The 22476-nt window shown below is 70.8% G+C and carries 18 protein-coding genes; 7 read left to right on the forward strand and 11 right to left on the reverse strand.

From position 1 onward, the window contains the following. Positions 1 to 14: 14 nt before the first annotated feature. Genes JYK04_RS21530 through JYK04_RS21545 form a run of 4 tightly spaced genes read right to left on the reverse strand, consistent with a single transcriptional unit; the run spans position 15 to position 3524 of the window. A complete protein-coding gene (locus JYK04_RS21530; protein WP_189737848.1) occupies positions 15 to 734 on the reverse strand; it encodes an ABC transporter permease in 720 nt (239 codons plus the stop codon). A 15-nt stretch (positions 735 to 749) separates the two neighbouring features. Continuing rightward, positions 750 to 1661, reverse strand: a complete 912-nt coding sequence (locus tag JYK04_RS21535; RefSeq protein WP_189737851.1) for an ABC transporter ATP-binding protein — start codon at positions 1659 to 1661, stop codon at positions 750 to 752. Then, positions 1658 to 2545: an ABC transporter permease gene (locus JYK04_RS21540; protein WP_189737854.1), complete on the reverse strand. Its 888-nt coding sequence runs from the start codon at positions 2543 to 2545 to the stop codon at positions 1658 to 1660. The genes JYK04_RS21535 and JYK04_RS21540 overlap by 4 nt, the downstream gene beginning before the upstream one ends. Then, positions 2535 to 3524, reverse strand: a complete 990-nt coding sequence (locus JYK04_RS21545; RefSeq protein ID WP_189737857.1) for an ABC transporter ATP-binding protein — start codon at positions 3522 to 3524, stop codon at positions 2535 to 2537. Before JYK04_RS21545 ends, JYK04_RS21540 begins: the two co-directional genes overlap by 11 nt. A gap of 217 nt (positions 3525 to 3741) precedes the next feature. Between JYK04_RS21545 and JYK04_RS21550 the strand changes: the two genes are divergently transcribed. The 4 genes from JYK04_RS21550 to JYK04_RS21565 are packed head-to-tail and all read left to right on the forward strand — an operon-like array spanning position 3742 to position 8240. Beyond that, complete coding sequence (locus JYK04_RS21550; RefSeq protein ID WP_189737860.1) at positions 3742 to 4611, forward strand: M24 family metallopeptidase; 870 nt, start codon at positions 3742 to 3744, stop codon at positions 4609 to 4611. Next, positions 4608 to 6398 (forward strand): SDR family oxidoreductase, encoded by a 1791-nt coding sequence (locus tag JYK04_RS21555; RefSeq protein WP_229875340.1) that lies wholly within the window; start codon positions 4608 to 4610, stop codon positions 6396 to 6398. The genes JYK04_RS21550 and JYK04_RS21555 overlap by 4 nt, the downstream gene beginning before the upstream one ends. Then, positions 6395 to 7315 (forward strand): metal-dependent hydrolase, encoded by a 921-nt coding sequence (locus tag JYK04_RS21560; protein ID WP_189737863.1) that lies wholly within the window; start codon positions 6395 to 6397, stop codon positions 7313 to 7315. The genes JYK04_RS21555 and JYK04_RS21560 overlap by 4 nt, the downstream gene beginning before the upstream one ends. A gap of 10 nt (positions 7316 to 7325) precedes the next feature. After that, on the forward strand, positions 7326 to 8240 hold the full coding sequence (locus tag JYK04_RS21565; RefSeq protein WP_189737866.1) for a MerR family transcriptional regulator: 915 nt from the start codon (positions 7326 to 7328) through the stop codon (positions 8238 to 8240). A gap of 173 nt (positions 8241 to 8413) precedes the next feature. Here the strand turns inward: JYK04_RS21565 and JYK04_RS21570 are convergent, their stop codons facing one another. Then, positions 8414 to 9211: an aquaporin gene (locus JYK04_RS21570; RefSeq protein ID WP_189737869.1), complete on the reverse strand. Its 798-nt coding sequence runs from the start codon at positions 9209 to 9211 to the stop codon at positions 8414 to 8416. Positions 9212 to 9354: 143 nt separating this feature from the next. Here JYK04_RS21570 and JYK04_RS21575 point away from each other — a divergent pair, with 143 nt between their 5' ends. Continuing rightward, positions 9355 to 9894: an RNA 2'-phosphotransferase gene (locus JYK04_RS21575; protein ID WP_189737872.1), complete on the forward strand. Its 540-nt coding sequence runs from the start codon at positions 9355 to 9357 to the stop codon at positions 9892 to 9894. Positions 9895 to 10507: 613 nt separating this feature from the next. Here JYK04_RS21575 and JYK04_RS21580 read toward each other — a convergent pair. Further along, a complete protein-coding gene (locus JYK04_RS21580; RefSeq protein WP_189737874.1) occupies positions 10508 to 11413 on the reverse strand; it encodes an LLM class flavin-dependent oxidoreductase in 906 nt (301 codons plus the stop codon). Positions 11414 to 11519: 106 nt separating this feature from the next. On the opposite strand from JYK04_RS21580, the gene JYK04_RS21585 reads away from it, so the two are divergent. Beyond that, on the forward strand, positions 11520 to 12407 hold the full coding sequence (locus JYK04_RS21585; RefSeq protein ID WP_189738598.1) for a Cof-type HAD-IIB family hydrolase: 888 nt from the start codon (positions 11520 to 11522) through the stop codon (positions 12405 to 12407). Positions 12408 to 12568: 161 nt separating this feature from the next. On the opposite strand, the gene JYK04_RS21590 is transcribed toward JYK04_RS21585, so the two are convergent. From JYK04_RS21590 to JYK04_RS21605, 4 genes are all read right to left on the reverse strand, one after another. Next, positions 12569 to 14320, reverse strand: a complete 1752-nt coding sequence (locus JYK04_RS21590) for a GAF domain-containing sensor histidine kinase (protein WP_229875341.1) — start codon at positions 14318 to 14320, stop codon at positions 12569 to 12571. Positions 14321 to 14341: 21 nt separating this feature from the next. Continuing rightward, positions 14342 to 17950 carry a thiol reductant ABC exporter subunit CydD gene (cydD, locus tag JYK04_RS21595; protein WP_189737877.1) on the reverse strand — a complete coding sequence of 1203 codons (3609 nt, stop codon included), beginning with the start codon at positions 17948 to 17950 and terminating at the stop codon, positions 14342 to 14344. Positions 17951 to 18021: 71 nt separating this feature from the next. Beyond that, positions 18022 to 19023 (reverse strand): cytochrome d ubiquinol oxidase subunit II, encoded by a 1002-nt coding sequence (gene cydB, locus JYK04_RS21600; RefSeq protein WP_189737880.1) that lies wholly within the window; start codon positions 19021 to 19023, stop codon positions 18022 to 18024. An 18-nt stretch (positions 19024 to 19041) separates the two neighbouring features. Continuing rightward, complete coding sequence (locus JYK04_RS21605; protein ID WP_189737883.1) at positions 19042 to 20547, reverse strand: cytochrome ubiquinol oxidase subunit I; 1506 nt, start codon at positions 20545 to 20547, stop codon at positions 19042 to 19044. Between the two features lie 191 nt (positions 20548 to 20738). Between JYK04_RS21605 and JYK04_RS21610 the strand changes: the two genes are divergently transcribed. Beyond that, positions 20739 to 21107 (forward strand): cyclophilin-like fold protein, encoded by a 369-nt coding sequence (locus JYK04_RS21610; protein WP_189737886.1) that lies wholly within the window; start codon positions 20739 to 20741, stop codon positions 21105 to 21107. Positions 21108 to 21131: 24 nt separating this feature from the next. Here the strand turns inward: JYK04_RS21610 and hisC are convergent, their stop codons facing one another. Continuing rightward, on the reverse strand, positions 21132 to 22211 hold the full coding sequence (hisC, locus tag JYK04_RS21615) for a histidinol-phosphate transaminase (protein WP_189737889.1): 1080 nt from the start codon (positions 22209 to 22211) through the stop codon (positions 21132 to 21134). Between the last annotated feature and the right edge of the window lie 265 nt (positions 22212 to 22476).

The raw sequence follows: 22476 nt of genomic DNA on the forward strand, positions 1-22476 counted from the left end.
GGCTGCGGCGGGACTTACTCCTCGCCCGCCAGGGTGAGGCGGCGGAGCTTCTGGCCCGCGTAGACGGTGGCGCCGACGGTGACCGCGCAGAGCAGGATCACGGCGGTGGGAAGGCCGACGGTGGCGTCGACGTACCCGTTCCCGGCCACCTTCTCGGCGACGGACAGCGCCCACTGCTGGACGCTGAGGGTCTTGGCTCCGGAGACCAGGCTGCCGAAGAGCGACTCCCAGATCAGGGCGTAGACCAGGCCGAAGACGACCGCGTGCCGGCTGACGGTGCCGAGCAGCAGGAACAGTGCGCTGTAGGCGATCGAGGCCACGAGGGCGGCGATCGTGTAGGCGACGGCGATCTGCTGGCCGTTGCCGTTGAGGATGAATCCGGCGATCAGGGTGGGGATCGCGGAGAAGACCATCGTGACGGCGATGGCCACGATCAGCTTGGTCATGATGATCGTCGGACGCTTCACCGGCTTGGCGAGCAGGTAGACGATGGAGCCGTCGTCGATCTCGGGCCCGATGGCTCCGGTGCCGGCGATGACACCGATCAGCGGAACCATGGTGGCGAGGGCGAAGCCCCCGAGGAGGTCGGCGGCGACCTTGTCGTCCAGGCCGACGAAGACACGGACGACGAGGGAGATCACGATCAGCAGGGCGGGCAGCGCGAAGAGGATCAGCGCGCGGCGCCGGCCGAGCAGGGCCCGGTAGGTGAGCCGGGCAACGGTGGGTTCGTACATGGGTGCCAGCTCCTTTCAGGCCGCGACGAGGTAGGAGAAGACCGACTCGAGGGACTCGTCGGAGGGCGAGACCGTCAGCAGCCGGATGCCGTGGTTCCGGGCCACACGGGGCAGCAGCTCGGTGAAGCGGCCGAAGTCGACGGCCTGGATGCGCAGCGCGCCTTCCTTGAGGTCGACCTCGATGCCGGCGGTGGAGGGGTCGGCGATCAGGGCCGCGGCGAGGGCCCGGTCGTCGGAGGAGCGGATGAGGTAGCGGTGCGGGCGGTCCGTCATCAGGCGGCGGATCTTGCGGAAGTCGCCGGACGCGGCGTGCCGGCCGGCCACGACCACCTCGATGTGCGAGGCGAGCTGCTCGACCTCCTCCAGGATGTGGGAGGAGAACAGGACGGTGCGTCCCTCGTCGCCCATGCGCCGCAACAGGTCCATGAGCTGCATGCGCTGGCGCGGGTCCATGCCGTTGAACGGCTCGTCGAGGAGCAGTACGGACGGGTTGTGGACGAGGGCCGAGGCCATCTTCACGCGCTGTCGCATGCCCTTGGAGTACGTGGAGATCTTGCGGTCCTGGGCGTACTCCATCTCGACGGTGGCGAGCGCCCGCTGGGCTGCCGCGTCGTCGAGGCCGTGGAGTTCGGCGTTGGCGACGACGAACTCCCGGCCGGTGAGGAAGTCGTACATGGCCTCGCGCTCGGGCACGACGCCGATCTGCTTGTAGACCTGCTCGTTCTGCCAGATCGGTGCGCCGTCGAGGGTGACGGTGCCCGTGGAGGGAGCGAGGAAGCCGCCCATCATGTTGATGAGGGTGGACTTTCCGGCGCCGTTGGGACCCAGCAGCCCGGTGACGCCGGGGCCGATGCTCATGGTCACGTCGTTGACGGCGACGACGTTCCCGAACCAGCGGGAGGTGTGGTCGATGTCGATGGTGGTCACAGCCCGGCCTTCCGGTAGCGGGCCATCAGGGCGGCGTACGAGCCGACGATGAGGCCGAGGGCGACGATCAGGTAGACGACGCCGACGCCGGCCGAGGGACCCTCGCCGCCGGGGAAGGCGGAGGTCGCACCGAGGAACGCGGTCTGTACGCCGTCGATGAGGGTGATGGGGGAGAACAGGCCCATCCACTCGATGGGCCCGGTGTTCCCGGTGCTGTAGGAGATGCCCTGGACCGCGGTCACCGCGCCGAACGGGATCAGGAGCACCGCGATGATCGCGGCGACGCCGAACCCGCGGCGCGGGGTGAGCGCGGCCATCACCAGGCCGAGGCCCGCGAAGAGCAGCGACAGCAGCAGCACCGACACGAGTCCCTGCCCGAATCCCTTGGTCTGGTCGGCGAAGTCGAACTTCGCGAGGAGCGAGCCGATCCACATGATCAGCAGCGGGGTCGCGGTGAGGATGAACAGGGCCGAGGCCATGGCCGCGTACTTGGCCACGACGTAGTCGACGCGTTCGATGGGCCGCGAGAAGTAGAGCGGCACCGTCTTGAAGCGCAGGTCCCGCGAGACCGACTGGGGCGCCTGGGACGCGAGGAAGAGGCCGATGATCACCTGCGTGGTCAGGGCGTACGTCGTGTACTTGATCGGCAGGTCGGTGGAGCCGGGCACCGCGATGGCGACCGCGACGATGATCAGCGCGGGTACGCACATCACCGCGAAGAGGATCATCGGGAGGACCTTGGACTTGGCGGACCGGCCGAGCCCGTAGGCGCCGCGCAGGGACTGCGAGAACAGCGACTTGCGGGCGTAGGCGCGGCCGAGCCGGGGTCCGTCGTAGGACCGGTAGCCGATGTTGTGGATCTGGGTCGAGGTGTCAGGCGCCATCGGAACCGGCTCCCTTCTGCTGGACGGTGGGCGAGGGCTGCTCGTTGGCGCGGAAGACCTCCGCGATGTGGTGACGGCGCTGCTCCATGCGGACCAGGCCGATGCCCAGGTCGGCGACGGTGTCGCGGACGGTGTCGTACGTCTGCTCGCCGGTGGCCTCGACGAGGAGGATGTGGCCGGCTCCGGGCAGGCCCTGCTCCTCTCCGACGTGCAGGGTGACACCGGCCTCGGTGAGCGCCTTGCGCAGGGCGGCGGTGCCGTCCGGGTGGGCGTCGGAGTCGGTGACCTCGACCGCGAGGGTCGTGGTGATCTGGGTGAAGTCGCTGGTGGAGCTGGAGCGCAGCAGCTTGCCGCCGTCGACCACGACCACGTGGTCGCAGGTCCGCTCCAGCTCACCGAGGAGGTGGGAGGTGACCAGGACGGAGATGCCGAAGTCGGTGTAGATCCGGCGGATCAGGCCGAGCATCTCGTCGCGGCCGACCGGGTCCAGACCGTTGGTCGGCTCGTCGAGGAGGACCAGCTGGGGGTCGTGGACGAGGGCCTGGGCGAGCTTGACGCGCTGCTTCATGCCGGTGGAGTAGCCGCCGATGGGGCGGTAGCGCTCCTCGTACAGTCCGACGTGGCGCAGGGTGTCGGCGGTGCGCTCGCGGGCCGCGGTCGGCGGCAGCCCGGACATGCGCGCCATGTGGACGACGAACTCGGTGGCCGAGACGTCGGGTGGCAGGCAGTCGTGCTCGGGCATGTAGCCGACGCGTTCACGGATGGCGCTGCCATGCGTGTGGACGTCGAGGCCGAGCACGGCGGCGCTGCCCTCGGTGGCGGGGGACAGTCCCAGCAGGATCTTGATCAGCGTGGACTTGCCGGCTCCATTGGCACCAACGAGGCCGGTCACACCAGGCCCGATGTCCAGGGAGAGCCGGTCGAGGGCGGTCACTCGGGGGTACCGCTTGCTCAGGCTTTCGGTCGCGATGACAGTCACGGGTTCGACGTTAGTGGCGCGTCTCCCGTGAAACGTCAGACCTGGAGCTGGATCCGGTCTCAGCCTTCAGGCGTACATGCCCGTACTGGAGGCTGATGTGGACCCGACAACTTTGTCCACAGGTCCGTGCACGACCCTTGACGTGATCTCCAGTCATTGTCACATTCATCAGTGTCAACTTACGGGCGCGTACGGCTACACGGATGGACGGGCTGACATGGCTGGGGACACCAAGCAACGCACCGCGCGACTCTCCGGACGACGCTCCGCCGACCTGAGCGGCTTCAGAGAGGTACAGCGCCTCTCGTACGAGTGCGCCGAGGCCGTCGCGGCCCAGCTGAGGCCCGGGGTGACCGAGCGCGAGGCCGCGCGGATGCAGCGCGAGTGGCTGCGGGAGCGCGGCGTACGGGACTGGTTCCACCTGCCCTTCGCGTGGTTCGGGGACCGCACCGCCTTCGCGAACTTCAGGATCCCGCTGCAGTTCTTCCCCACCCACCGGAAGCTGGAGCCCGGGATGCCGTTCATCCTCGACATGGCACCGGTCTACAAGGGGTACGCGGCGGACGTCGGCTATTCGGGCAGCCTCGGGCTCAATCCGGTGCAGGACCGGCTCATGTCAGATCTCCAGGCGCACCGCGTGCTGATCCTGGAACAGGTGCGCGAGGGCCGCTCCCTGCGCGAGATCTACGAGAACGTCGAACGGCTGATGACCCGGCAGGGGTACGCCAACCGGCACCGGGCCTATCCCTTCGGCGTGATCGCGCACAAGATCGACCGGGTCAAGGAGCGGCGCTGGTCGCCGACCGCTTTCGGCTTCGGCACCCAGTCCCTCAAGGGACTGGCGAGCGACGCCCTGCACGGCCACCGTGAGGGCTGGTCCCCGCTGTGGAGCCCGTACCACTTCTCCGACCATCCGCCGCAGCCCGGCCTGTGGGCGGTGGAACCACACCTCGGATTCCGGGGTACCGGCGCGAAGTTCGAGGAGATCCTGGTCGTCACCGACTCCCGGGACCCCGAGGAGAGCGCGTTCTGGCTGGACGACGATCTGCCGCACGTGCGGCGCTGGGCCGAGGAGAAGGCAGCATGAGCGACATGGGTGGAGCGGGAGCGGTGGGACTGGCGGGTGCGCGCGAGCGCCGGGTGAGCACCGGTGGGGTCGAGCTGTGCGTCGTCGAGCTCGGTGAGACGGGCCGGCCGACGGTATTGCTGGTGCACGGCTACCCGGACAGCAAGGAGGTCTGGTCGGAGGTCGCCGAGCGGCTCGCGACGCGCTTCCACGTGGTGCTCTACGACGTGCGCGGCCACGGTCGCTCCACCGCGCCGCAGCCGCTGCGCGGCGGCTTCACCCTGGAGAAGCTGACAGACGACTTCCTGGCGGTCGCGGACGCGGTCAGCCCGGACCGGCCGGTGCACCTGGTCGGCCACGACTGGGGCTCCGTACAGGGCTGGGAGTTCGCCACGGTCGCCCGCACCGAGGGCAGGATCGCCTCCTTCACCTCGATGTCGGGGCCCTCCCTCGACCACTTCGGGCACTGGATCAAGAAGCGGATGGCCCGGCCCACCCCGCGGGCGGCGGCGCAGCTCCTCGGCCAGGGCGCCAAGTCCTGGTACGTCTACATGCTGCACACCCCCGTGCTGCCCGAGCTGGCCTGGCGGGGACCGCTCGGCAAGCGGTGGCCCGCGATGCTCCAGCGCATCGAGAAGGTTCCGGCCGGCTCCTATCCGACGGCCTCACTGCCGTCGGACGCGGCACACGGAGCCTGGCTCTACCGCGACAACGTGCGGCCGCGCATGCGCCGGCCGCGCCCCGACGCGTACGCCCACGTACCGGTGCAGCTGATCACCCCGACCGGGGACGCCTTCCTGTCCGAGCGGCTCTACGACGGTCTGGAGCGGTGGGCCCCGGACCTGCTGCGCCGGACCCTGCCGGCCAAGCACTGGGTGCCCCGGACCCGGCCCGACCAGCTGGCCGCCTGGATCACCGAATTCGTCACCGACCGGGAGGAGCCCGCGACGCGGGCACCGGAGCGGAAGGCCCCGGGCCGGTACGCCGACCGCTTCGCGGGCCAGCTGGTCCTGGTGACCGGTGCGGCCAGCGGCATCGGCCGGGCCACCGCCTTCGCCTTCGCCGAGGCCGGGGCCCGGGTGGTCGCCGTCGACCGCGACGCGGAAGGCGCGGCGCGCACGGCGGACATGGCTCGGCTCGTCGGCGCCGCCGAGGCCTGGGCCGAGTGCGTGGACGTCAGCGACGAGCAGGCGATGGAGAAGCTCGCGGCGAAGGTCGCCGCCGAGTACGGAATCGTCGACGTCCTGGTCAACAACGCCGGGATCGGCCTGTCCGGCGCCTTCCTCGACACCACCGCCGAGGACTGGAAGAAGGTCCTGGACGTCAACCTGTGGGGCGTCATACACGGCTGCCGGATCTTCGGGAAGCAGATGGCCGAGCGCGGCCAGGGCGGGCACATCGTCAACACCGCCTCCGCCGCGGCCTACCTGCCGTCCAGGACCCTGCCCGCCTACAGCACCTCGAAGGCTGCGGTGCTGATGCTGTCGGAGTGCCTGCGCGCGGAACTGGCCTCGAAGTCGATCGGCGTCTCCGCGATCTGCCCGGGCATCGTCAACACCAACATCACCGCCACCTCGCGCTTCGCCGGGGTGGACGAGGCCGAGGAGAAGCGCCGCCAGGAGCGCTCCTCGCGGCTGTACGGGCTGCGCAACTTCCCGCCGGAGAAGGTCGCCGACGCGATCCTGCGGGCGGTGGTGCGCAACGAGGCCGTCGTGCCCGTGACTCCGGAGTCCAAGGGCGCCCTGTGGATGTCCCGCTTCGCCCCGCGCGCCCTGCGGCGCATCGCGAGGCTGGAGCCGAAGCTGTGAGCGGGGCCGCGGACCCGATCGCCCGGCACCCGATCGGCCCGCGCCGGGTGGCCTTCGAATGGAAGACCACCCCCCTGCACTGGATACCGGACGAGCCCACCGCCACGCACGTCATCAACGTGCTGCACCTGCTGCTGCCCGCCGGGGAACGGTGGTTCGTCAGGGTCCTCAAGGAGGGCCTGCCCCTGGTCACCGACCCCGAGCTGCGCAGTGACGTCAAGGGGTTCATGGGCCAGGAGGCCACGCACAGCGTGCAGCACTCCTACGTACTGGACCATCTCGCCGAGCAGCGGCTGCCGACGGAGGCGTACACGCGGCACGTGGACTTCCTCTTCGAGAAACTGCTCGGGGAGGCCCCGCCGTTCGGGGTACCGGTCACGGCGCGGGAGTGGCTGCGCTTCCGGCTGGCCGTGGTCGCCGCGATCGAGCAGTTCACGGCGGTCCTCGGGGACTGGGTGCTGCGGGCCGACGGCCTCGACCGGGCCGGGGCGGACGAGATCATGCTGGACCTGCTGCGCTGGCACGGCGCGGAGGAGGTGGAGCACCGCTCCGTCGCCTTCGACATGTACCAGCACTGCGGGGGAACCGGTCTGCCCCGCTACGCGCGCCGCGTCGAGGGGATGGTCGTGGTCGCGCCGGTACTGGCGTGGCTGTGGGTGTGGGGGGCCTCGTACCTCATACGCAACGACCCGGAGCTGGGCGGCCGGCAGCGCTACTCGCTCGGCGCGCACAACCGCGCGGTGGCCAAGGGCCTGCTGCCTCCGTGGAGAGAGCTCGGCACGGCCATACCCCGCTACTTCCGGCGGTCGTACCATCCCTCGCAGGAGGGCTCGCTGCGCAGGGCGGTCGAGTACCTTGCGGCTTCACCTGCCGCCCGGGCCGCGGCGGGCGCGGTCGGCCGAGCCGCGATGTCGTAGGGAGCCGGGATTGTCCGATCAGGCGGTAGCCGAGTACCGGATCGAGGATCTGGCACACCACAGCGGGGCGACGGTGCGCACGATCCGGGCGTACCAGGACCGTGGTCTGCTGCCGAAACCGGAGCGGCGGGGCCGTTCCAACGTCTATCGGGACACGCATCTGGCGCGGCTGCGGCAGATCGCCGATCTGCTGGACCGCGGCTACACCCTGGCCTCCATCAAGGAACTGCTGGAGGCCTGGGACGCGGGGCGCGGTCTGGGCGGCGTACTCGGGCTGGTCGCCGAGGTGCACGGGCCGTGGACCGACGAGGAGACGGCCCGGATCAGCCGGGAGGAGCTGAACGAGCGGTTCGGCGGCCGCCCGGACGACGACGCCGTGGACGAGGCGTGCGAGCTCGGGGTGCTGGAGCGGATCCCGGGGCGCCCGGACCAGTTCCTGGTGCCCTCCCCGCAGGAGCTGGCGGTGGCCGCCGAGCTGCATGCGGCCGGGGTGCCGCTGCCGGCGATCACCGGGCACCTGCGGGAACTGCGCGGACAGGTGGAGCACATCGCCTCGCGGTTCCTGGAGTTCACCACCGAGCACGTCTTCGCGCGCTACCTCGGACAGGTGCCGCCCACGGACGCGGACGCGGCGGAGGCGGCGACGATGGTACGGCGGCTGCGGCCGCTGGCCCAGCAGACCGTGGACGCGGAGCTGGCACGGGCGATGCGGCTCTTCGCGACCCGGCACCTCCAGCGGCACCTGGGGTCGGCCGGCGCACCGGGGCCGACGGGGCCCTCGCCGGTGGCGCTGCCGGCCGCGACGGTACGGGCGGTGCAGGAACTGGTGGGTGCCGACCATGTGGCGGAGTTCGTCCGGGCCGCGACGGAGCGGGAGCTCCAGGCCCGGACGATGAACGATCTGGCGCGCCGGGGGGAGCGGTAACGACGCCTGGGCGGGTGGTCACCGGCGAAGGGCCCGGTCGGGGCCGGTCCGCAGGTTCCATGAATTCCACGGACTCCACAGATTCCACAGGGCGGATCACGCGTTTGCCGTCAAAACCTGCCCAAACGGCTGTGGACAAGACCCCTTTTCCTGTGGGCAACTGAGCTGCCGTCTCACCCGACGGTCCCGTACGCCGCCTTGGCGGGGCTCGCTCCGTCCACCGGCGCCGCCTTCGCGCTCCGGCCGAACCTGGACCCGTACTTGGCCCCCGCCCCTGTCCCGGCCCCTCTCCCGGTCCCGTACAGGAGGGCGGCCAGGGCCAGGCCGAGGATCCCGCCGATCAGCTGGGCGCCGACGAATCCGGGCAGCGACCGGGGGGCTATGCCGGTGAAGGAGTCACTGAAGCTGCGCCCGATGGTGCCCGCCGGATTGGCGAAGGAACCGGAGGAGGTGAACCAGATCGCGGCCGCGATGTACGCCGCGACCGCCGCCGGGACGAGCCTGGAGCGACCGATCCGGCCGAGGCCCTGGATCAGGAGGACGAGACCGGCGGTGGCGACCACCTCGCCGATGAGCAGGTGACCGCCGTCGCGCACCTGGGTGGCGAAGGTGCCCGGGGTCCGGCCGAACATGACTTCCGCGACGAGGGCGCCGCCGATGGCTCCGGCGCTCTGGGCCACGGTGTAGACGAGCGCCTCGCGGGCGCCCAGGCCCTCGCCGCCGGTCCGCCGGGACCACCAGGAGGTGAGGGTGACCACCGGGTTGAGGTGGGCACCGGACAGCGGCCCGAAGATCGTGATGATCAGCCCGAGGCCGATGGCAGAGGCGAACGAGTTGGCGATGAGGGCGACACCGGTGTCGCGGCTGAGCTCGGCGGCCTTGAGCCCGGAGCCGATCACGACCACGAGCAGGCCGGCGGTACCGACCAGCTCAGCAGCGGCGCGGCGTGACAGTGAGGGTTGGGCTGTCATGGTTTCTCCCTCTGAACAGAAGTGGAAGTGGAAAATATATTCCGCATCTTGGAATGACGATAGAGGGTGTCCACCACCCGTCACCACCGGCCGCCCCCGGAAAATCCCTGCCGCGGGGCCGCCCGACCGGGCACGCTGGGGCCATGGATGAAAGACGCACCGTGAAGGTGTCGAAGTACGTCTCGAAACACCTGCGACACCAGCCGGAACGGATCGGACTGGTGCTCGATCCCCACGGCTGGGTGGAGATCGACGACCTGCTGCGCGCGGCCGCCGCACACGGCTTCCGCTTCAGCCGGGCCGAGCTCGACCACGTCGTCGCCGCCAACGACAAGCAGCGGTTCGCCGTCGACGGCACCCGGATCCGGGCCAGCCAGGGGCACACCGTCGCCGTGGACCTGGACCTGCCGGAGGCCGAACCGCCCGCGTACCTCTACCACGGCACCGTCGCCTCCGCCCTGGGGCCGATCCGCGCCGAGGGCCTGCGCCCGATGGCCCGCCACCACGTGCACCTGTCCCCCGACCGGGAGACCGCCACCCGGGTCGGCGCGCGACGCGGCCGGCCCGTCGTGCTCAGCGTGGACGCCGGGGCGATGCGAGCGGCCGGACACGTCTTCCGGATCAGCGCCAACGGGGTGTGGCTGGCGGACGCCGTACCGCCGCAGTTCCTGCGCTTCCCGTAGTTCGTGCGCTCCCCGGCCTGGCCGGGGCTGCGAGAGGAGGCCACCGCCACGACGGTGTCGGAGGCCCGCAAGCGGCTGGAGGAGGCCGCCGGGGTACTGGAGGCGGCCTTGGCGGCGGATCCCGGAGTCCCCGGGCTGCGGTCGAACTCGCCCAGACCTGGCATCAGCTGGCGCAGGTGCTCGACCGGCACGTCAACACGAACGGGCAGCCCGACGAGGGGACGAGGCCGAGGACCAGGAGCTCGCCGGTGCCGGCGCGGAGCCGTCGGCCCTGCTGAGCCCCGCCGAGGTCGACCGGCTGCGCCTGGCGGAGATCGAGCTGTGGGACCGGGCCTCCCGGGTCGACGCCGAGCTCGGCCCCGACCATCTGCGGGACCGGTTCCAGTGCCTGGACAACGCGGCCTGGACCGAGCAGGAGCGGGGTGACGCGGATGCGGGCGCCGCGCGCGTCTCCGCGCTGATCGACGAGGCCCGGGCGCTGCCCGAGGACGACGTGCCGGACTGGCTCCTGCCCTCGGCAGAGCGCCTGCTCGCGCAGCTGAACGAGAGGGACTAGCCGTCGCCGTCCCGGGCGTCGTCGCCGCTCGTGCGAGTGGCGACGACGACCGGCAGGTCAGCTGTCGAGCTGGGCCAGGGTCTCGGTGGCGATCTTCTCGAACACGGCCTCATCGGCGGCGAACTCGGAGTCCGGGATCGGGGCGTGGATCACCACCTCGGTGAAGCCCAGATCGCGGTGCCGGCCGGCGAAGTCGACGAACGCGTCCACGGACTGCAGCACGGTGTTGGCCTCCGGCGTGAAGCCGGTCAGGAGGACCTTCTCCACGGGCTCCAGGTCGCGCCCGATCTCCAGGAAGGCCGCGCCGAGCCGTTCGAGCTGCACGCGCAGGGCCTCGCGCGACTGCTCGGGCGTGCCCTCCTCGAAGAGCTTGGGGTCGCCCGTGGTCACCCAGGCCTGGCCGTGCCGGGCGGCGAGCCGCATGCCGCGCGGTCCGGTCGCGGCGACCGCGAACGGCAGCCTGGGCCGCTGCACACAACCGGGGATGTTGCGGGCCTCCTCGGCGGAGTAGAAGGTCCCCTCATGGCTCACCGATCCCTCGGTCAGCAACCGGTCCAGCAGCGGCACGAACTCGGCGAAGCGGTCGGCACGCTCGCGCGGGGACCAGGCCTCCTGACCCAGCGCGGTCGCGTCGAAGCCGTTGCCGCCCGCACCGATGCCGAGGGTGATGCGCCCGCCGGAGATGTCGTCCAGGCTCATGAGGTCCTTGGCGAGGGTCACCGGGTGACGGAAGTTCGGCGAGGTGACGAGCGTGCCCAGGCGTAGCCGCTCGGTGGCGGCGGCCGCCGCGGTCAGGGTGGGCACCGCGCCGAACCACGGGCCGTCGCGGAACGTCCGCCAGGACAGGTGGTCGTAGGTGTACGCGGTGTGGAACCCGAGCTGCTCGGCCCGGAGCCACTGATCGCGTCCTCCCTCGTGCCATCGACGTACCGGAAGGATCACCGTGCTCAGACGCAGACTCATGCTTCGAGCCTACGGTGAGGGGATGTTTCACGTGAAACGGCGCCGTTTCACGTGAAACATCGCCCGAGGTGACAGCCTCCCGCCCATGGTCAGGACCTCCTCGGCCATGGGCGAAGATGGAGCAGTGACCTCGGCTCCCCAGTGCCCGGACGGGCCAAACCCCACGCCCCGGCTGATCGCCACCGACCTCGACGGCACCCTGCTGCGCGACGACAAGTCCGTCTCGCCGCGCACGGTCGCCGCGCTCGCCGCCGCCGAGGAGGCCGGGATCGAGGTCTTCTTCGTGACCGGCCGCCCGGCCCGCTGGATGGATGTGGTCAGCGACCATGTCCACGGCCACGGCCTGGCGATCTGCGCCAATGGCGCGGCGGTGGTCGACCTGCACGCCGGACGAGAGTTCGTACAGGTCAGAGCCCTTCCGCGAGTGGCAGCGCTCACCGTCGTCGAGGCCCTGCGGACCGCGGCGCCCGGCACTTCCTTCGCGGTCGAGCTGACCACCGGCATCAACTACGAGCCGGCGTACCCGCCCTTCTTCAAGGACCCGGGTGCCCGGGTCGCCACTGCCGAAAAGCTGCTGCACGAGGACACGGACGAAAGCTCCGCGCCCGTGCTCAAGCTGTTGGCGCACCACGCCGAGCTGGCCCCGGACGAATTCCTGACGCTGGCACGGTCCGCCGCCGGCGGGTACGCGTCGATCACCCGGTCCAGTCCCACCTCGCTGCTGGAGGTCAGCGGGCCGGGCGTGTCCAAGGCGAGCACCCTGGCTCTGTGCTGCGCCGAGCGGGGCATCTCCCCCGCCGAGGTCGTCGCCTTCGGGGACATGCCGAACGACGTGGAGATGCTCAGCTGGGCGGGCACCTCGTACGCCATGGGCAACGCCCACCCTGATGTGATCGCGGCCGCGTCGGGCCGTACGGTCGCCAACAACGAGGACGGGGTCGCCCTCGTCATCGAGCGCATCCTGGCCGAACGGACCGCGGCGCAGCAGGCCTAGGTCGTCTCTTTCGGATCTTGTCGGCCGAGCCCGCGGCGTCCGGTGCCGTACATGGCAAGGCGGAGGAGCGCACCGTGTACTGGACGTACTCGGGCGCCCCGACAACGCGGCCAGGTGCGGTGCCGGGCGTCGCGGGCCCGGCAAGATCCGGAAGAGACGGCCTAGACGGCGGGCTGGAGCGGGGCCTCCCACACCACGGTGGTCCCGCCGCCGTCCTCGCCGAGGCCCGGGCCGTAAGAGCTCGCGCCGCCCAGCGACTCGGCCCGTCGGCGCAGGTTCCGCAACCCGCTGCGGCGACCGCCCTCCGGGATGCCCACCCCGTCGTCGGCGACCTCGAGCCGGACGCCGGGCCGACCGTCGGCGAGCGTGATGGTGGAGTCGACGACCACCTCGATCCGGGTCGCCTCGGCGTGACGGAAGGCGTTGGACAGGGCCTCCCGCAGCGCGGCGATCAGGTTCTTGCCCACCAACTCACCGACGACCGTGTCGACCGGGCCGAGGAAGCGGTGCGCGGGCTTGAAGCCCAGGGGCACCGCGGCCATGTTGATCTCCCGCAGCACCCGGGTGCGCAACCCGGACGGAGCCTCCGCCGGACCCTGTTGGAGGGCGAAGATCGCGGTGCGGATCTCCTGGATCGTCACGTCCAGCTCGTCCACGGCCTTGCCCACGCCGTCCCGCACCTCGGGGACGATGGACCGGCGCTGGGCGCCCTCCAGCATCAGCCCGGTGGCGAAGAGCCGCTGGATGACCAGGTCGTGCAAGTCGCGGGCGATCCGGTCGCGGTCCTCGAACACCGCCAGGCGCTCACGGTCGCGCTGCGCCTCGGCCATCATCAGGGCGAGCGCCGCCTGCGAGGCGAACTGGGTGGCCAGGGTCCGCTCGGCTTCGGTGAAGGGACGCCCGCCACGGGCCCGGGGGGTGACCAGCGCGCCCAGCACCCGCCCGCCGCTCTGCAGCGGCAGCAGCATGCACGGGCCGTACCGGCTGGTGAGCTCGCTGGTCGTGCGGGGGTCGGACGCGGCGTCGTCCACGAAGACCGGCTCGCCCTCCAGCAGCCGGTCCACCACCGGGCTCTCGGCCGGGATCACCACACCGATCGAGGTGGCAGGGTTCTCGGAGGAGACCGCGACGATCTCCATGCCACCCTCCTCGGCCGGCAGCATGACGATCCCGGCGGCGGAGTCGGCCAGCCGACGGGCCTGTTCGGCGACCACCGCGAGCGCGTCGTCCGCGTCCCCGCCGGACAGGAGGGCGGTGGTGACGGCCACCGAGCCGTCGATCCAGCGCTCGCGCTGCGTGGCGGCCTCGTACAGCCGGGCGTTGCCGATGGCGATGCCCGCCTCGGTGGCCAGTACCCGGACCATGTGGACGTCGTAGTCGTTGAACTCGCCGCCGCCGTTCTTCTCGGCGAGGTAGAGATTGCCGAAGATCTCTCCCTGCACCCGGATCGGCACTCCGAGGAAGGTCTTCATGGGCGGGTGGTGCGGCGGGAACCCCGCCGAGCGCGGGTCCTTCGTCAGATCGGCGAGCCGCACCGTGTCGGGGTGCGAGATCAGCGCTCCGATCAGGCCCCGTTCCCCGTCGGGGCGGTGCCCGATCTTCCGGGCCTGTGCGGAGCCGATCCCATGGGTGACGAAGTCCGAGAGCCCGCGGCCCTCCGTGTCGACGACACCGATCGCCGCGTAGCGTGCGTCCGCGAGCTCGGCCGCGGTCTCGCAGATGCGGTCCAGCGTGGAGTGCAGCTCGAGCCCGGTCCCGACCGACCTCATGGCCTCCAGCAGTTGCGGTACACGGGCCGTGAGCTCGGTGGACAGGCCGTGCAGGCTCCTGGTGGCCTGGGCGGCGGCCACCAGCGGATCCGGTGATGGACCCGGTGGGGGATCAGGTGATTCCTGCGACTCCTGCGCTGACATGGTCCTGAGAGTAGTTAGTCCCTATTGGCGGGGAAAGTTAGCCAAAGTTCCGTCCGTTGCCCTTTCGCGCTCCAGCAGTCGCCGCAGCGGTCCCTCGGCGGCGGCCAGCTCGGCGTACGGGCCGCGCTGCACGACCTCACCGTGGTCCAGCACGAGCACCTCGTCGACCGCCTCCAGGCCGGCCAGCCGGTGCGTGATCAGCACGGTGGTCCGGCCCTCGGTAGCGGCCAGCAGATCCGCCGTCAGGGCGTCCGCCGTGGCCAGGTCCAGATGCTCGGCCGGCTCGTCCAGGACCAGCACGGGGAAGTCCGCGAGCAGCGCCCGGGCCAGGGCCAGCCGCTGTCGCTGACCACCCGAGATCCGCTCGCCGTGCTCGCCGACCAGCGTGTCCAGCCCGTCCGGGAGGCCGTCGGCCCACTCCAGCAGCCGGGCCCCGGCCAGCGCCTGCCGCAGCTGCTCCTCGCTCGCCCCGGTCCGGGCCAGACGCAGGTTCTCCCGTACCGAGCTGTCGAAGATGTGCGCGTCCTGGGCGCACAGGCCCACGAGGGCCCGTACGGCGTCGCCGTCGAGCGTGCGCGCGTCGCTCCCGCCCAGGCCGTACGCGCCTTCGGCCGGGTCCAGGAACCGGAGGAGGACCTGGGCCAGGGTGGTCTTGCCGGACCCCGAGGGACCCACGACGGCGATGCGCCGGCCGGCCTCCAGGGTCAGGTCCACGTCCCGCAGCGCGGCACGCTCCTGGCCGGGGTGGCGGGCGGTGAGCCCCGTCAGCCGCAGCGGGAACGGCGAAGCGGGGGCCGCGGCGGGCTGCTCCGGCTCGGTGACCGGGACCGGCGCGTCGATGACCTCGTAGACCCGCTCGGCGCTACGGCGCACCCGCTGGCGGTACTGGACGGCGAGCGGAAGTCCGCTCACCGCCTCGAAGGCGGCCAGCGGCGTCAGGACCGCGACGGCCATGGCCACCCCGGACAGCCGTCCGTCGTGGACGGCGTTCGCGGCAACGGCCGCGGCGGCCACGACGGTGAGCCCGCACACCAGGGCCGACAGGCCGCCGCCCAGCCCGGCCGCGGCCGAGCCCCGCGCGGCGATGCGCGTCAGCAGGGCGTCGCTCCGGCGCGTCCGGCCCTTGCGGTCCTCCAGCGCTCCGGCCACGGTGAGCTCCGCGGTCCCGGTGAGCAGATCGGCCACGCGGGTGGCGAGTTCGCCCCGGGCGGGCGCGAGCCTCCGCTCCGCGCGGCGGGCGCAGGCGCCGCTGACCAGCGGTACCGCGACACCGGCGGCGAGCAGCCCGACGGCGAGTACGGCTCCGGCCTCGGGCAGCAGCCATGCGGTGAAGGCGACCGAGCCCGTTCCGACGAGCACGGCCGTACCGACGGGCAGCAGCCAGCGCAGCCAGTAGTCCTGCAGTGTGTCGGTGTCGGCCACCAGCCGGGCCAGCAGGTCCCCGCGCCGGTGCTCGCGCAGCCCGGCGGGCGCGATGCGCTCCAGTCGGCGGTACACGGAGACCCGCAGGTCGGCGAGCATCCGCAGCACGGCGTCGTGCGAGACGAGCCGCTCGGCGTACCGGAAGACGGCGCGGCCCATTCCGAAGGCCCGGGTGGCCGTGACGGCCACCATCAGGTAGAGCACGGGCGGCTGCTGCGAGGCCCGCGAGATCAGCCAGCCCGATACGGCCATCAGGCCGACGCTGCATCCGACGGCCAGCGCCCCGAGCAACAGTCCGAGCCTGAACCGTCCTTGCCATGCCCGGGCGACCTCCCGCACCCGGCGCAGCGGATCACCGGCCGCCCCGGAACGGGCCGAACCCGAACCGGCCGGGGCCGAGCCGCCGGTCTCCGACCGCTCGCGCGCCGCACCGAGGATCCACTCCCCGGCGTCCGGGACGTGCTCGTCGGCGTCACCGGCCGCACCGGAGGACAGCAGCTCGGCGCCGGCCGGGGAAGCGGCGCGGCGGGGGAGTGTCCCGTCGGCGAGGGACCCCTCGGGGCCGTCGCCCGCCGCCATCGCCACCACCCGGTCCGCGACGGCGAGCAGCGCCGGCCGGTGCACGACCAGCAGCACGGTCCGCCCCGCGGACAGCCGCCGGACCGCGTCCACGATCCCCGCCTCGGTCTCGCCGTCCAGCGCCGCCGTCGGCTCGTCCAGCAGCAGCACGGGCCGGTCCGCCAGGAACGCGCGGGCCAGGGCCAGCCGCTGCCGCTGACCGGCGGACAGTCCCACACCGCCCTCGCCCAGCGGGGTCTGCACCCCGTGCGGCAGCGCGGTCACGAACTCCCAGGCCCCGGCATCCTTCAACGCCTCGGCCACATCGGCGTCGGAGGCACCCGCGCGGGCCAGCCGTACGTTCTCGGCGATCGTTCCTGCGAACAGGTACGGCCGCTGCGGCACCCAGGCGACCTGCTGCCGCCACTGCGCCGGCGACAGCTCTGCGAGGTCCACACCCGCGACCCGGACCCGCCCGGCCGTCGGCGTGACAAAGCCCAGCAGCACCTGGAGCAGCGTGGACTTCCCCGCTCCGCTCGGGCCGGTGAGGGCCACGCACTCCCCCGGTCCGACCGTGAGCGAGACCGGCCGGGGCGAGTCCTCGCCACGGCCCTCGTAGCGGACCGCGATCCCCTCGATCTCGATCCGCAGGGGAGCGCCTCCCGGCAGCTCGGCCGTACCGGACGTACCGGTGGTGGGGGTCTCCAGAACCTCGAAGATCTCCTCGGCGGCCGCCAGCCCTTCGGCGGCCGCGTGGTACTGGGCCCCCACCTGCCGCAGCGGCAGGTACGCCTCGGGCGCCAGGATCAGGATGACCAGCCCGGTGTAGAGGTCCAGTTCGCCGTGGACCAGCCGCATACCGATGGTCACGGCCACCAGGGCCACCGACAGGGTCGCCAGCAGTTCCAGGGCGAAGGAGGAGAGGAAGGCGATGCGCAGGGTCCGCATCGTCGCGCGCCGGTAGTCATCGGTGATCTTGCGGATCGACTCGGCCTGCGCCTTGGCCCGGCCGAAGACCTTCAGCGTGGGAAGCCCGGCGACCACGTCGAGGAAGTGCCCGGAGAGCCGGGACAGCATCCGCCACTGGCGGTCCATCCGGGACTGGGTTGCCATGCCGATGAGGATCATGAACACGGGGATCAGGGGCAGCGTCACCACGATGATGGCCGCCGACACCCAGTCCTCTGTGACGACGCGGGCCAGCACGGCGACCGGCACGACCACCGCGAGCCCGAGCTGGGGCAGGTAGCGGGAGAAGTAGTCGTCGAGCGCGTCCACGCCCCGGGTGGCCAGTGACACCAGCGATCCGGTGCGCTGTCCGGCCAGCCATCCGGGCCCGAGCTCGGCGGCCCGGTCCAGCAGCCTGCCCCGCAGCTCCGACTTGACCGCCGCGCCCGCCCGGTGCGCGGCCAGCTCGGTGAGCCAGGCGATCAGCCCGCGCCCGAGCGCCACCGCCGCGAGCAGCAGCAGTGGCGTCCGGAGCGCCTGGCCGTCGAGTCCCCGTTCGAAGGCGCCGACCACGATCTCGGCGATCAGCATCGCCTGACCGACGACCAGCCCCGCCCCGGCGAGGCCCAGGGCCACCACCGCCCCCAGGAAGAGGCGGGTGGAACGGGCGTACCGCAGCAGGCGCGGGTCGATCGGTTTCACGTGAAACATCCCCTCGGGGAGGTCGTCAGCCGGACGGGCGGGTCATACGTCGCGGGGACTCGGTTCAGGGCTCAGTGCACATCGACGATGTGCTGCGTCCCGATCCGCTTGCGGAACACCCAGTACGTCCAGCCCTGGTAGAGCAGTACGAGCGGGGTGGCCACGGCCGCACACCAGGTCATGATCTTCAGGGTGTACGCGCTGGACGAGGAGTTGGTGACCGTGAGGTTCCAGGCCTCGTTCAGCGAGGACGGCATGACGTTCGGGAAGAGCGTGAGGAAGAGCATCGCGACGGCCGCCGCGATGGTCACTCCGGACAGTGCGAACGACCAGCCCTCGCGTCCGGCCAGGTTGAAGCCGAGGGCCCCGACCAGCGCCAGCACCGCGACGATCATCGCGATCAGGCTCTGGCCGTCGCCGCACGAGACCTGGGTCCAGATCAGGAAGACCAGGGCCAGCACGGCGGTGACCACGCCCAGCCTGGTCGCCAGCTTCCGCGAGCGGTCCCGGATGTCACCGACGGTCTTGAGCGAGGTGAAGACCGTGCCGTGGAAGGTGAACAGGGTGAGGGTGACCAGTCCGCCGAGGATCGAGTAGACGTTGAGCAGGTCGAGGAGGGTGCCGACGTACTCCTTGTTCTCGTCGATCTTGACGCCGCGCACGATGTTGGCGAAGGCGACGCCCCACAGGAACGCGGGGATCAGCGAGGTCCAGAAGATCGCGTGTTCCCAGTTGGTCTGCCACCGGTCCTCGGGGCGCTTGTGCCGGTACTCGAAGGCGACGCCACGGATGATGAGGCAGATCAGGATGAGCAGCAGCGGCAGGTAGAAGCCCGAGAAGAGGGTGGCGTACCAGTCGGGGAACGCGGCGAAGGTGGCACCGCCCGCGGTGAGCAGCCAGACCTCGTTCCCGTCCCACACGGGCCCGATCGTGTTGATCAGGACCCGCTTCTCCGTGCGGTCGCGGGCGAGCAGCTTGGTCAGAACGCCGACTCCGAAGTCGAAGCCCTCCAGGAAGAAGTAGCCGGTCCACAGGACGGCGATGAGTACGAACCAGACATCGTGGAGTTGCATGGTGTGCGCTCCTCGGCCTCAGTACGAGAAGGCCATCGGCCGGTCGGGGTTCTTGTCGTCCCCACCGATCTTGGTGGGTGGGTTGAGGTCTGCCTCGGTGAGTTCGGGCGGGCCGGCCTTGACGTACTTGACGAGGAGCTTGACCTCGATCACGGCGAGCACGGCGTACAGGAGCGTGAACCCGATCATCGAGGTGAGCACCTCGGCCTGGGACACGTTCGGCGAGACCGCGTCCCTGGTGCGCAGGACTCCGTAGACGACCCAGGGCTGGCGGCCCATCTCGGTGAAGATCCAGCCCCAGGAGTTGGCGATGAGCGGGAAGCCCATGGTCCAGAGCGCGACGACCCAGTACAGGTTGGCGAGCTTCGGGCTCAGCGGCTTCTTGAAGAGCACCAGGTGGGGAACCTCGTCCTCCCCGGTCCGCAGCTCCGCCGGCAGCATGAACCGCTTGCGGGTCAGCCACAGGCCCAGTGCTCCGATGCCGAGCGAGGCCATGCCGAAGCCGATCATCCAGCGGAAGCCCCAGTAGGCGACCGGGATGTTGGGCCGGTAGTCGCCGGGACCGAACTTCTCCTGCTCCGCCTTGTTGACGTCGTTGATGCCCGGGACGAAGGAGGTGAAGTCGTCGTTGGCCAGGAAGGACAGCAGGCCGGGGATCTCTATCGCGACCTTGTTGTGGCCCTTCTCGACGTCGCCGTAGGCGAAGACCGAGAAGGGAGCCGGCGCCTCGCCGTCCCAGAGCGCCTCGGCGGCGGCCATCTTCATGGGCTGCTGCTTGAACATCACCTTGCCGAGCAGGTCACCGCTGATCGCGGTACCCATACCGGCGACGATCAGGACGATCAGGCCGAGGCGCAGCGAGCTCCGCATCACGGGGACGTGCTTCTTGCGCGCCAGGTGGAAGGCGGAGATTCCCGCCATGAACGCGCCGCCGACCAGGAAGGCGGCCGTGATGGTGTGGAAGAACTGGGTGAGCGCGGTGTTCTGGGTCAGCACCAGCCAGAAGTCGGTGAGCTCGGCCCGGCCCCGCTCCTCGTTGATGCGGAACCCGACCGGGTGCTGCATCCAGGAGTTGGCCGCCAGGATGAAATAGGCGGACAGGACGGTGCCCATGGACACCATCCATATGCACGCCAGGTGGATCTTCTTCGGCAGCTTGTCCCAGCCGAAGATCCACAAACCGATGAAGGTCGACTCGAAGAAGAAGGCGATCAGGGCCTCGAAGGCCAGGGGGGCCCCGAAGATGTCGCCGACGAATCGCGAGTAGTCGGACCAGTTCATGCCGAACTGGAACTCCTGGACGATGCCGGTGACGACACCCATCGCGATATTGATCAAGAAGAGCTTCCCCCAGAACTTCGTGGCTCTGAGGTACTTCTCCTTCTCGGTGCGCACCCACGCCGTCTGCAAGCCCGCCGTCAGGGCGGCGAGCGAGATCGTCAGGGGCACGAAGAGGAAGTGGTAGACGGTCGTAATGCCGAACTGCCATCGCGCCAATGTCTCCGGCGCCAAAGCTAGGTCCACGTCGTCTTCTCCTTGTCGTCGCCGTGGTCACAGCCGCAGTCTGCCTGGCGGGTTCCCTCCATACCGGGAGGAAGCAGGACACGCTTGTGAACGCGTTCACATTCACAAGCATTATGTCGTACCACTCTCGGCCACCTTCGAGCGGGGTACCCCTCTAGCCAATTGATTCAACAGATTGTTGAATTCAGCTCATGCAGATACGAATCTCCTGGCCCGCGGGCCAGCTCACCGCAACCCTCGACGAGACCCCGACCAGCAAGGCGCTGGCCGAGGCCCTTCCGATTTCCGCCTCCGCCAACACGTGGGGCGAGGAGGTCTACTTCGACACCGGAGTCTCCGTCGCCCTGGAGGGCGACGCCCAGCAGGTCGTCGCCCCCGGCACGGTCGCGTTCTGGACCGAGGGCGACGCTCTCGCGCTGCCCTACGGCCCCACGCCCATCTCACGCGGAGGCGAGTGCCGCCTCGCGAGCCCGTGCAACGTGCTCGGCTCGTTCGACGGCGACCCCCGCCTGCTGTCCACCGTCCGCGACGGCGATCCCGTCCGCGTGGAACTCGCCTGAGCCCTACCGCCTGGCGCCTACCGCCTAGAGCTCCTTGAAGAACGCCTCGGCCGTGTGCAGGAAGAGGTCGTTCGCCTCGGTCTCACCGATCGTGACCCGCAGGCCCTCGCCCGCGAAGGGCCGGACCACCACACCGGCCTTCTCGCAGACCGCCGCGAACTCGGCGGTCCGCTCGCCCAGCCGCATCCACACGAAGTTCGCCTGCGTGTCCGGAACGGTCCAGCCCTGGGCGACCAGCGTCTCGTGCACGCGCGTGCGCTCGCTCACCAGCGCCCCGACGCGGCCCATCAGCTCGTCCTCGGCGCGCAGCGAAGCCACCGCAGCGTCCTGCGCGAGCTGGCTGACGCCGAAGGGCACCGCCGTCTTGCGCAGCGCCGCCGCGACCGGCTCGTGCGCGACCGCGAAGCCGACCCGCAGGCCGGCCAGCCCGTACGCCTTGGAGAAGGTGCGCAGCACGGCGACGTTCGGGCGGTCGCGGTAGAGCTCGATGCCGTCCGGCACGTCCGCGTCCCGCACGAACTCGCGGTACGCCTCGTCCAGGACCACCAGGACGTCCGAGGGCACCTGGTCCAGGAAGCGCTCCAGCTCGGCGCGGCGCACGGCCGTGCCGGTGGGGTTGTTCGGATTGCAAACGAAGATCAGCCGGGTCCGGTCGGTGATCGCCGCGGCCATCGCGTCCAGGTCGTGCACGTCGCCGTCGGTGAGCGGAACCCGCACCGAGGTCGCGCCCGAGATCTGCGTGATGATCGGGTACGCCTCGAAGGAGCGCCAGGCGTAGATCACCTCGTCGCCCGGGCCGGCGGTCGATTGGATCAGCGACTGGGCCACGCCGACCGAGCCGGTGCCCGTGGCGATGTGCTCGACCGGCACGCCGAAGCGCTCGGCGAGCTCGTTCACGAGGCCGGTGCAGGCCATGTCGGGGTACCGGTTGAAGTTCCCGGCCGCGGCGACCGCGGTCTCCAGCACGCCCGACAGCGGCGGGTACGGGTTCTCGTTCGAGGACAGCTTGTACGCGACAGGCCCTCCCGCGGCAGCCGGCTTGCCGGGCTTGTATGTCGGAATGCCGTCCAGCTCGGCGCGCAGCTTCGGGCTCTTCTCGCTCACCGCAGGTCCTCCTCGACCGTCCCGTACGACGTCGCCGTCGACTCAATACTGCTCACCTTATGAGGATTCCGCCGTTCCGAGAATGGGGGCGCCAGGAATGCGGGGGAGCGCACGCATATATGCGCGCGCCGGTGGCCTGCGCCGTGGCGCGCATCCCTCGTGCAGGTGAGTTGAGAACGGCCCGAGATCACATCGTTTTGGCATGCTCGGACCCGACGACAAGCTCAACACTCACCCTAAGCGATCAAAGACCTTTATTTCCAAG

Origin of the sequence: Streptomyces nojiriensis, from assembly GCF_017639205.1 — a bacterium.
Lineage (GTDB): Bacteria > Actinomycetota > Actinomycetes > Streptomycetales > Streptomycetaceae > Streptomyces > Streptomyces nojiriensis.

Excerpts from the sequence above, each read along its gene's own strand:
- JYK04_RS21550 (WP_189737860.1), top strand. The coding sequence starts at position 3,742 with ATGGCTGGGGACACCAAGCAACGCACCGCGCGACTCTCCGGACGACGC.
- JYK04_RS21585 (WP_189738598.1), top strand. The coding sequence starts at position 11,520 with ATGGGCGAAGATGGAGCAGTGACCTCGGCTCCCCAGTGCCCGGACGGG.
- JYK04_RS21555 (WP_229875340.1), top strand. The coding sequence starts at position 4,608 with ATGAGCGACATGGGTGGAGCGGGAGCGGTGGGACTGGCGGGTGCGCGC.
- JYK04_RS21590 (WP_229875341.1), bottom strand. The coding sequence starts at position 14,320 with ATGTCAGCGCAGGAGTCGCAGGAATCACCTGATCCCCCACCGGGTCCA.
- JYK04_RS21575 (WP_189737872.1), top strand. The coding sequence starts at position 9,355 with ATGGATGAAAGACGCACCGTGAAGGTGTCGAAGTACGTCTCGAAACAC.
- JYK04_RS21530 (WP_189737848.1), bottom strand. The coding sequence starts at position 734 with ATGTACGAACCCACCGTTGCCCGGCTCACCTACCGGGCCCTGCTCGGC.
- JYK04_RS21570 (WP_189737869.1), bottom strand. The coding sequence starts at position 9,211 with ATGACAGCCCAACCCTCACTGTCACGCCGCGCCGCTGCTGAGCTGGTC.
- JYK04_RS21540 (WP_189737854.1), bottom strand. The coding sequence starts at position 2,545 with ATGGCGCCTGACACCTCGACCCAGATCCACAACATCGGCTACCGGTCC.
- cydB (WP_189737880.1), bottom strand. The coding sequence starts at position 19,023 with ATGCAACTCCACGATGTCTGGTTCGTACTCATCGCCGTCCTGTGGACC.
- JYK04_RS21580 (WP_189737874.1), bottom strand. The coding sequence starts at position 11,413 with ATGAGTCTGCGTCTGAGCACGGTGATCCTTCCGGTACGTCGATGGCAC.
- JYK04_RS21610 (WP_189737886.1), top strand. The coding sequence starts at position 20,739 with ATGCAGATACGAATCTCCTGGCCCGCGGGCCAGCTCACCGCAACCCTC.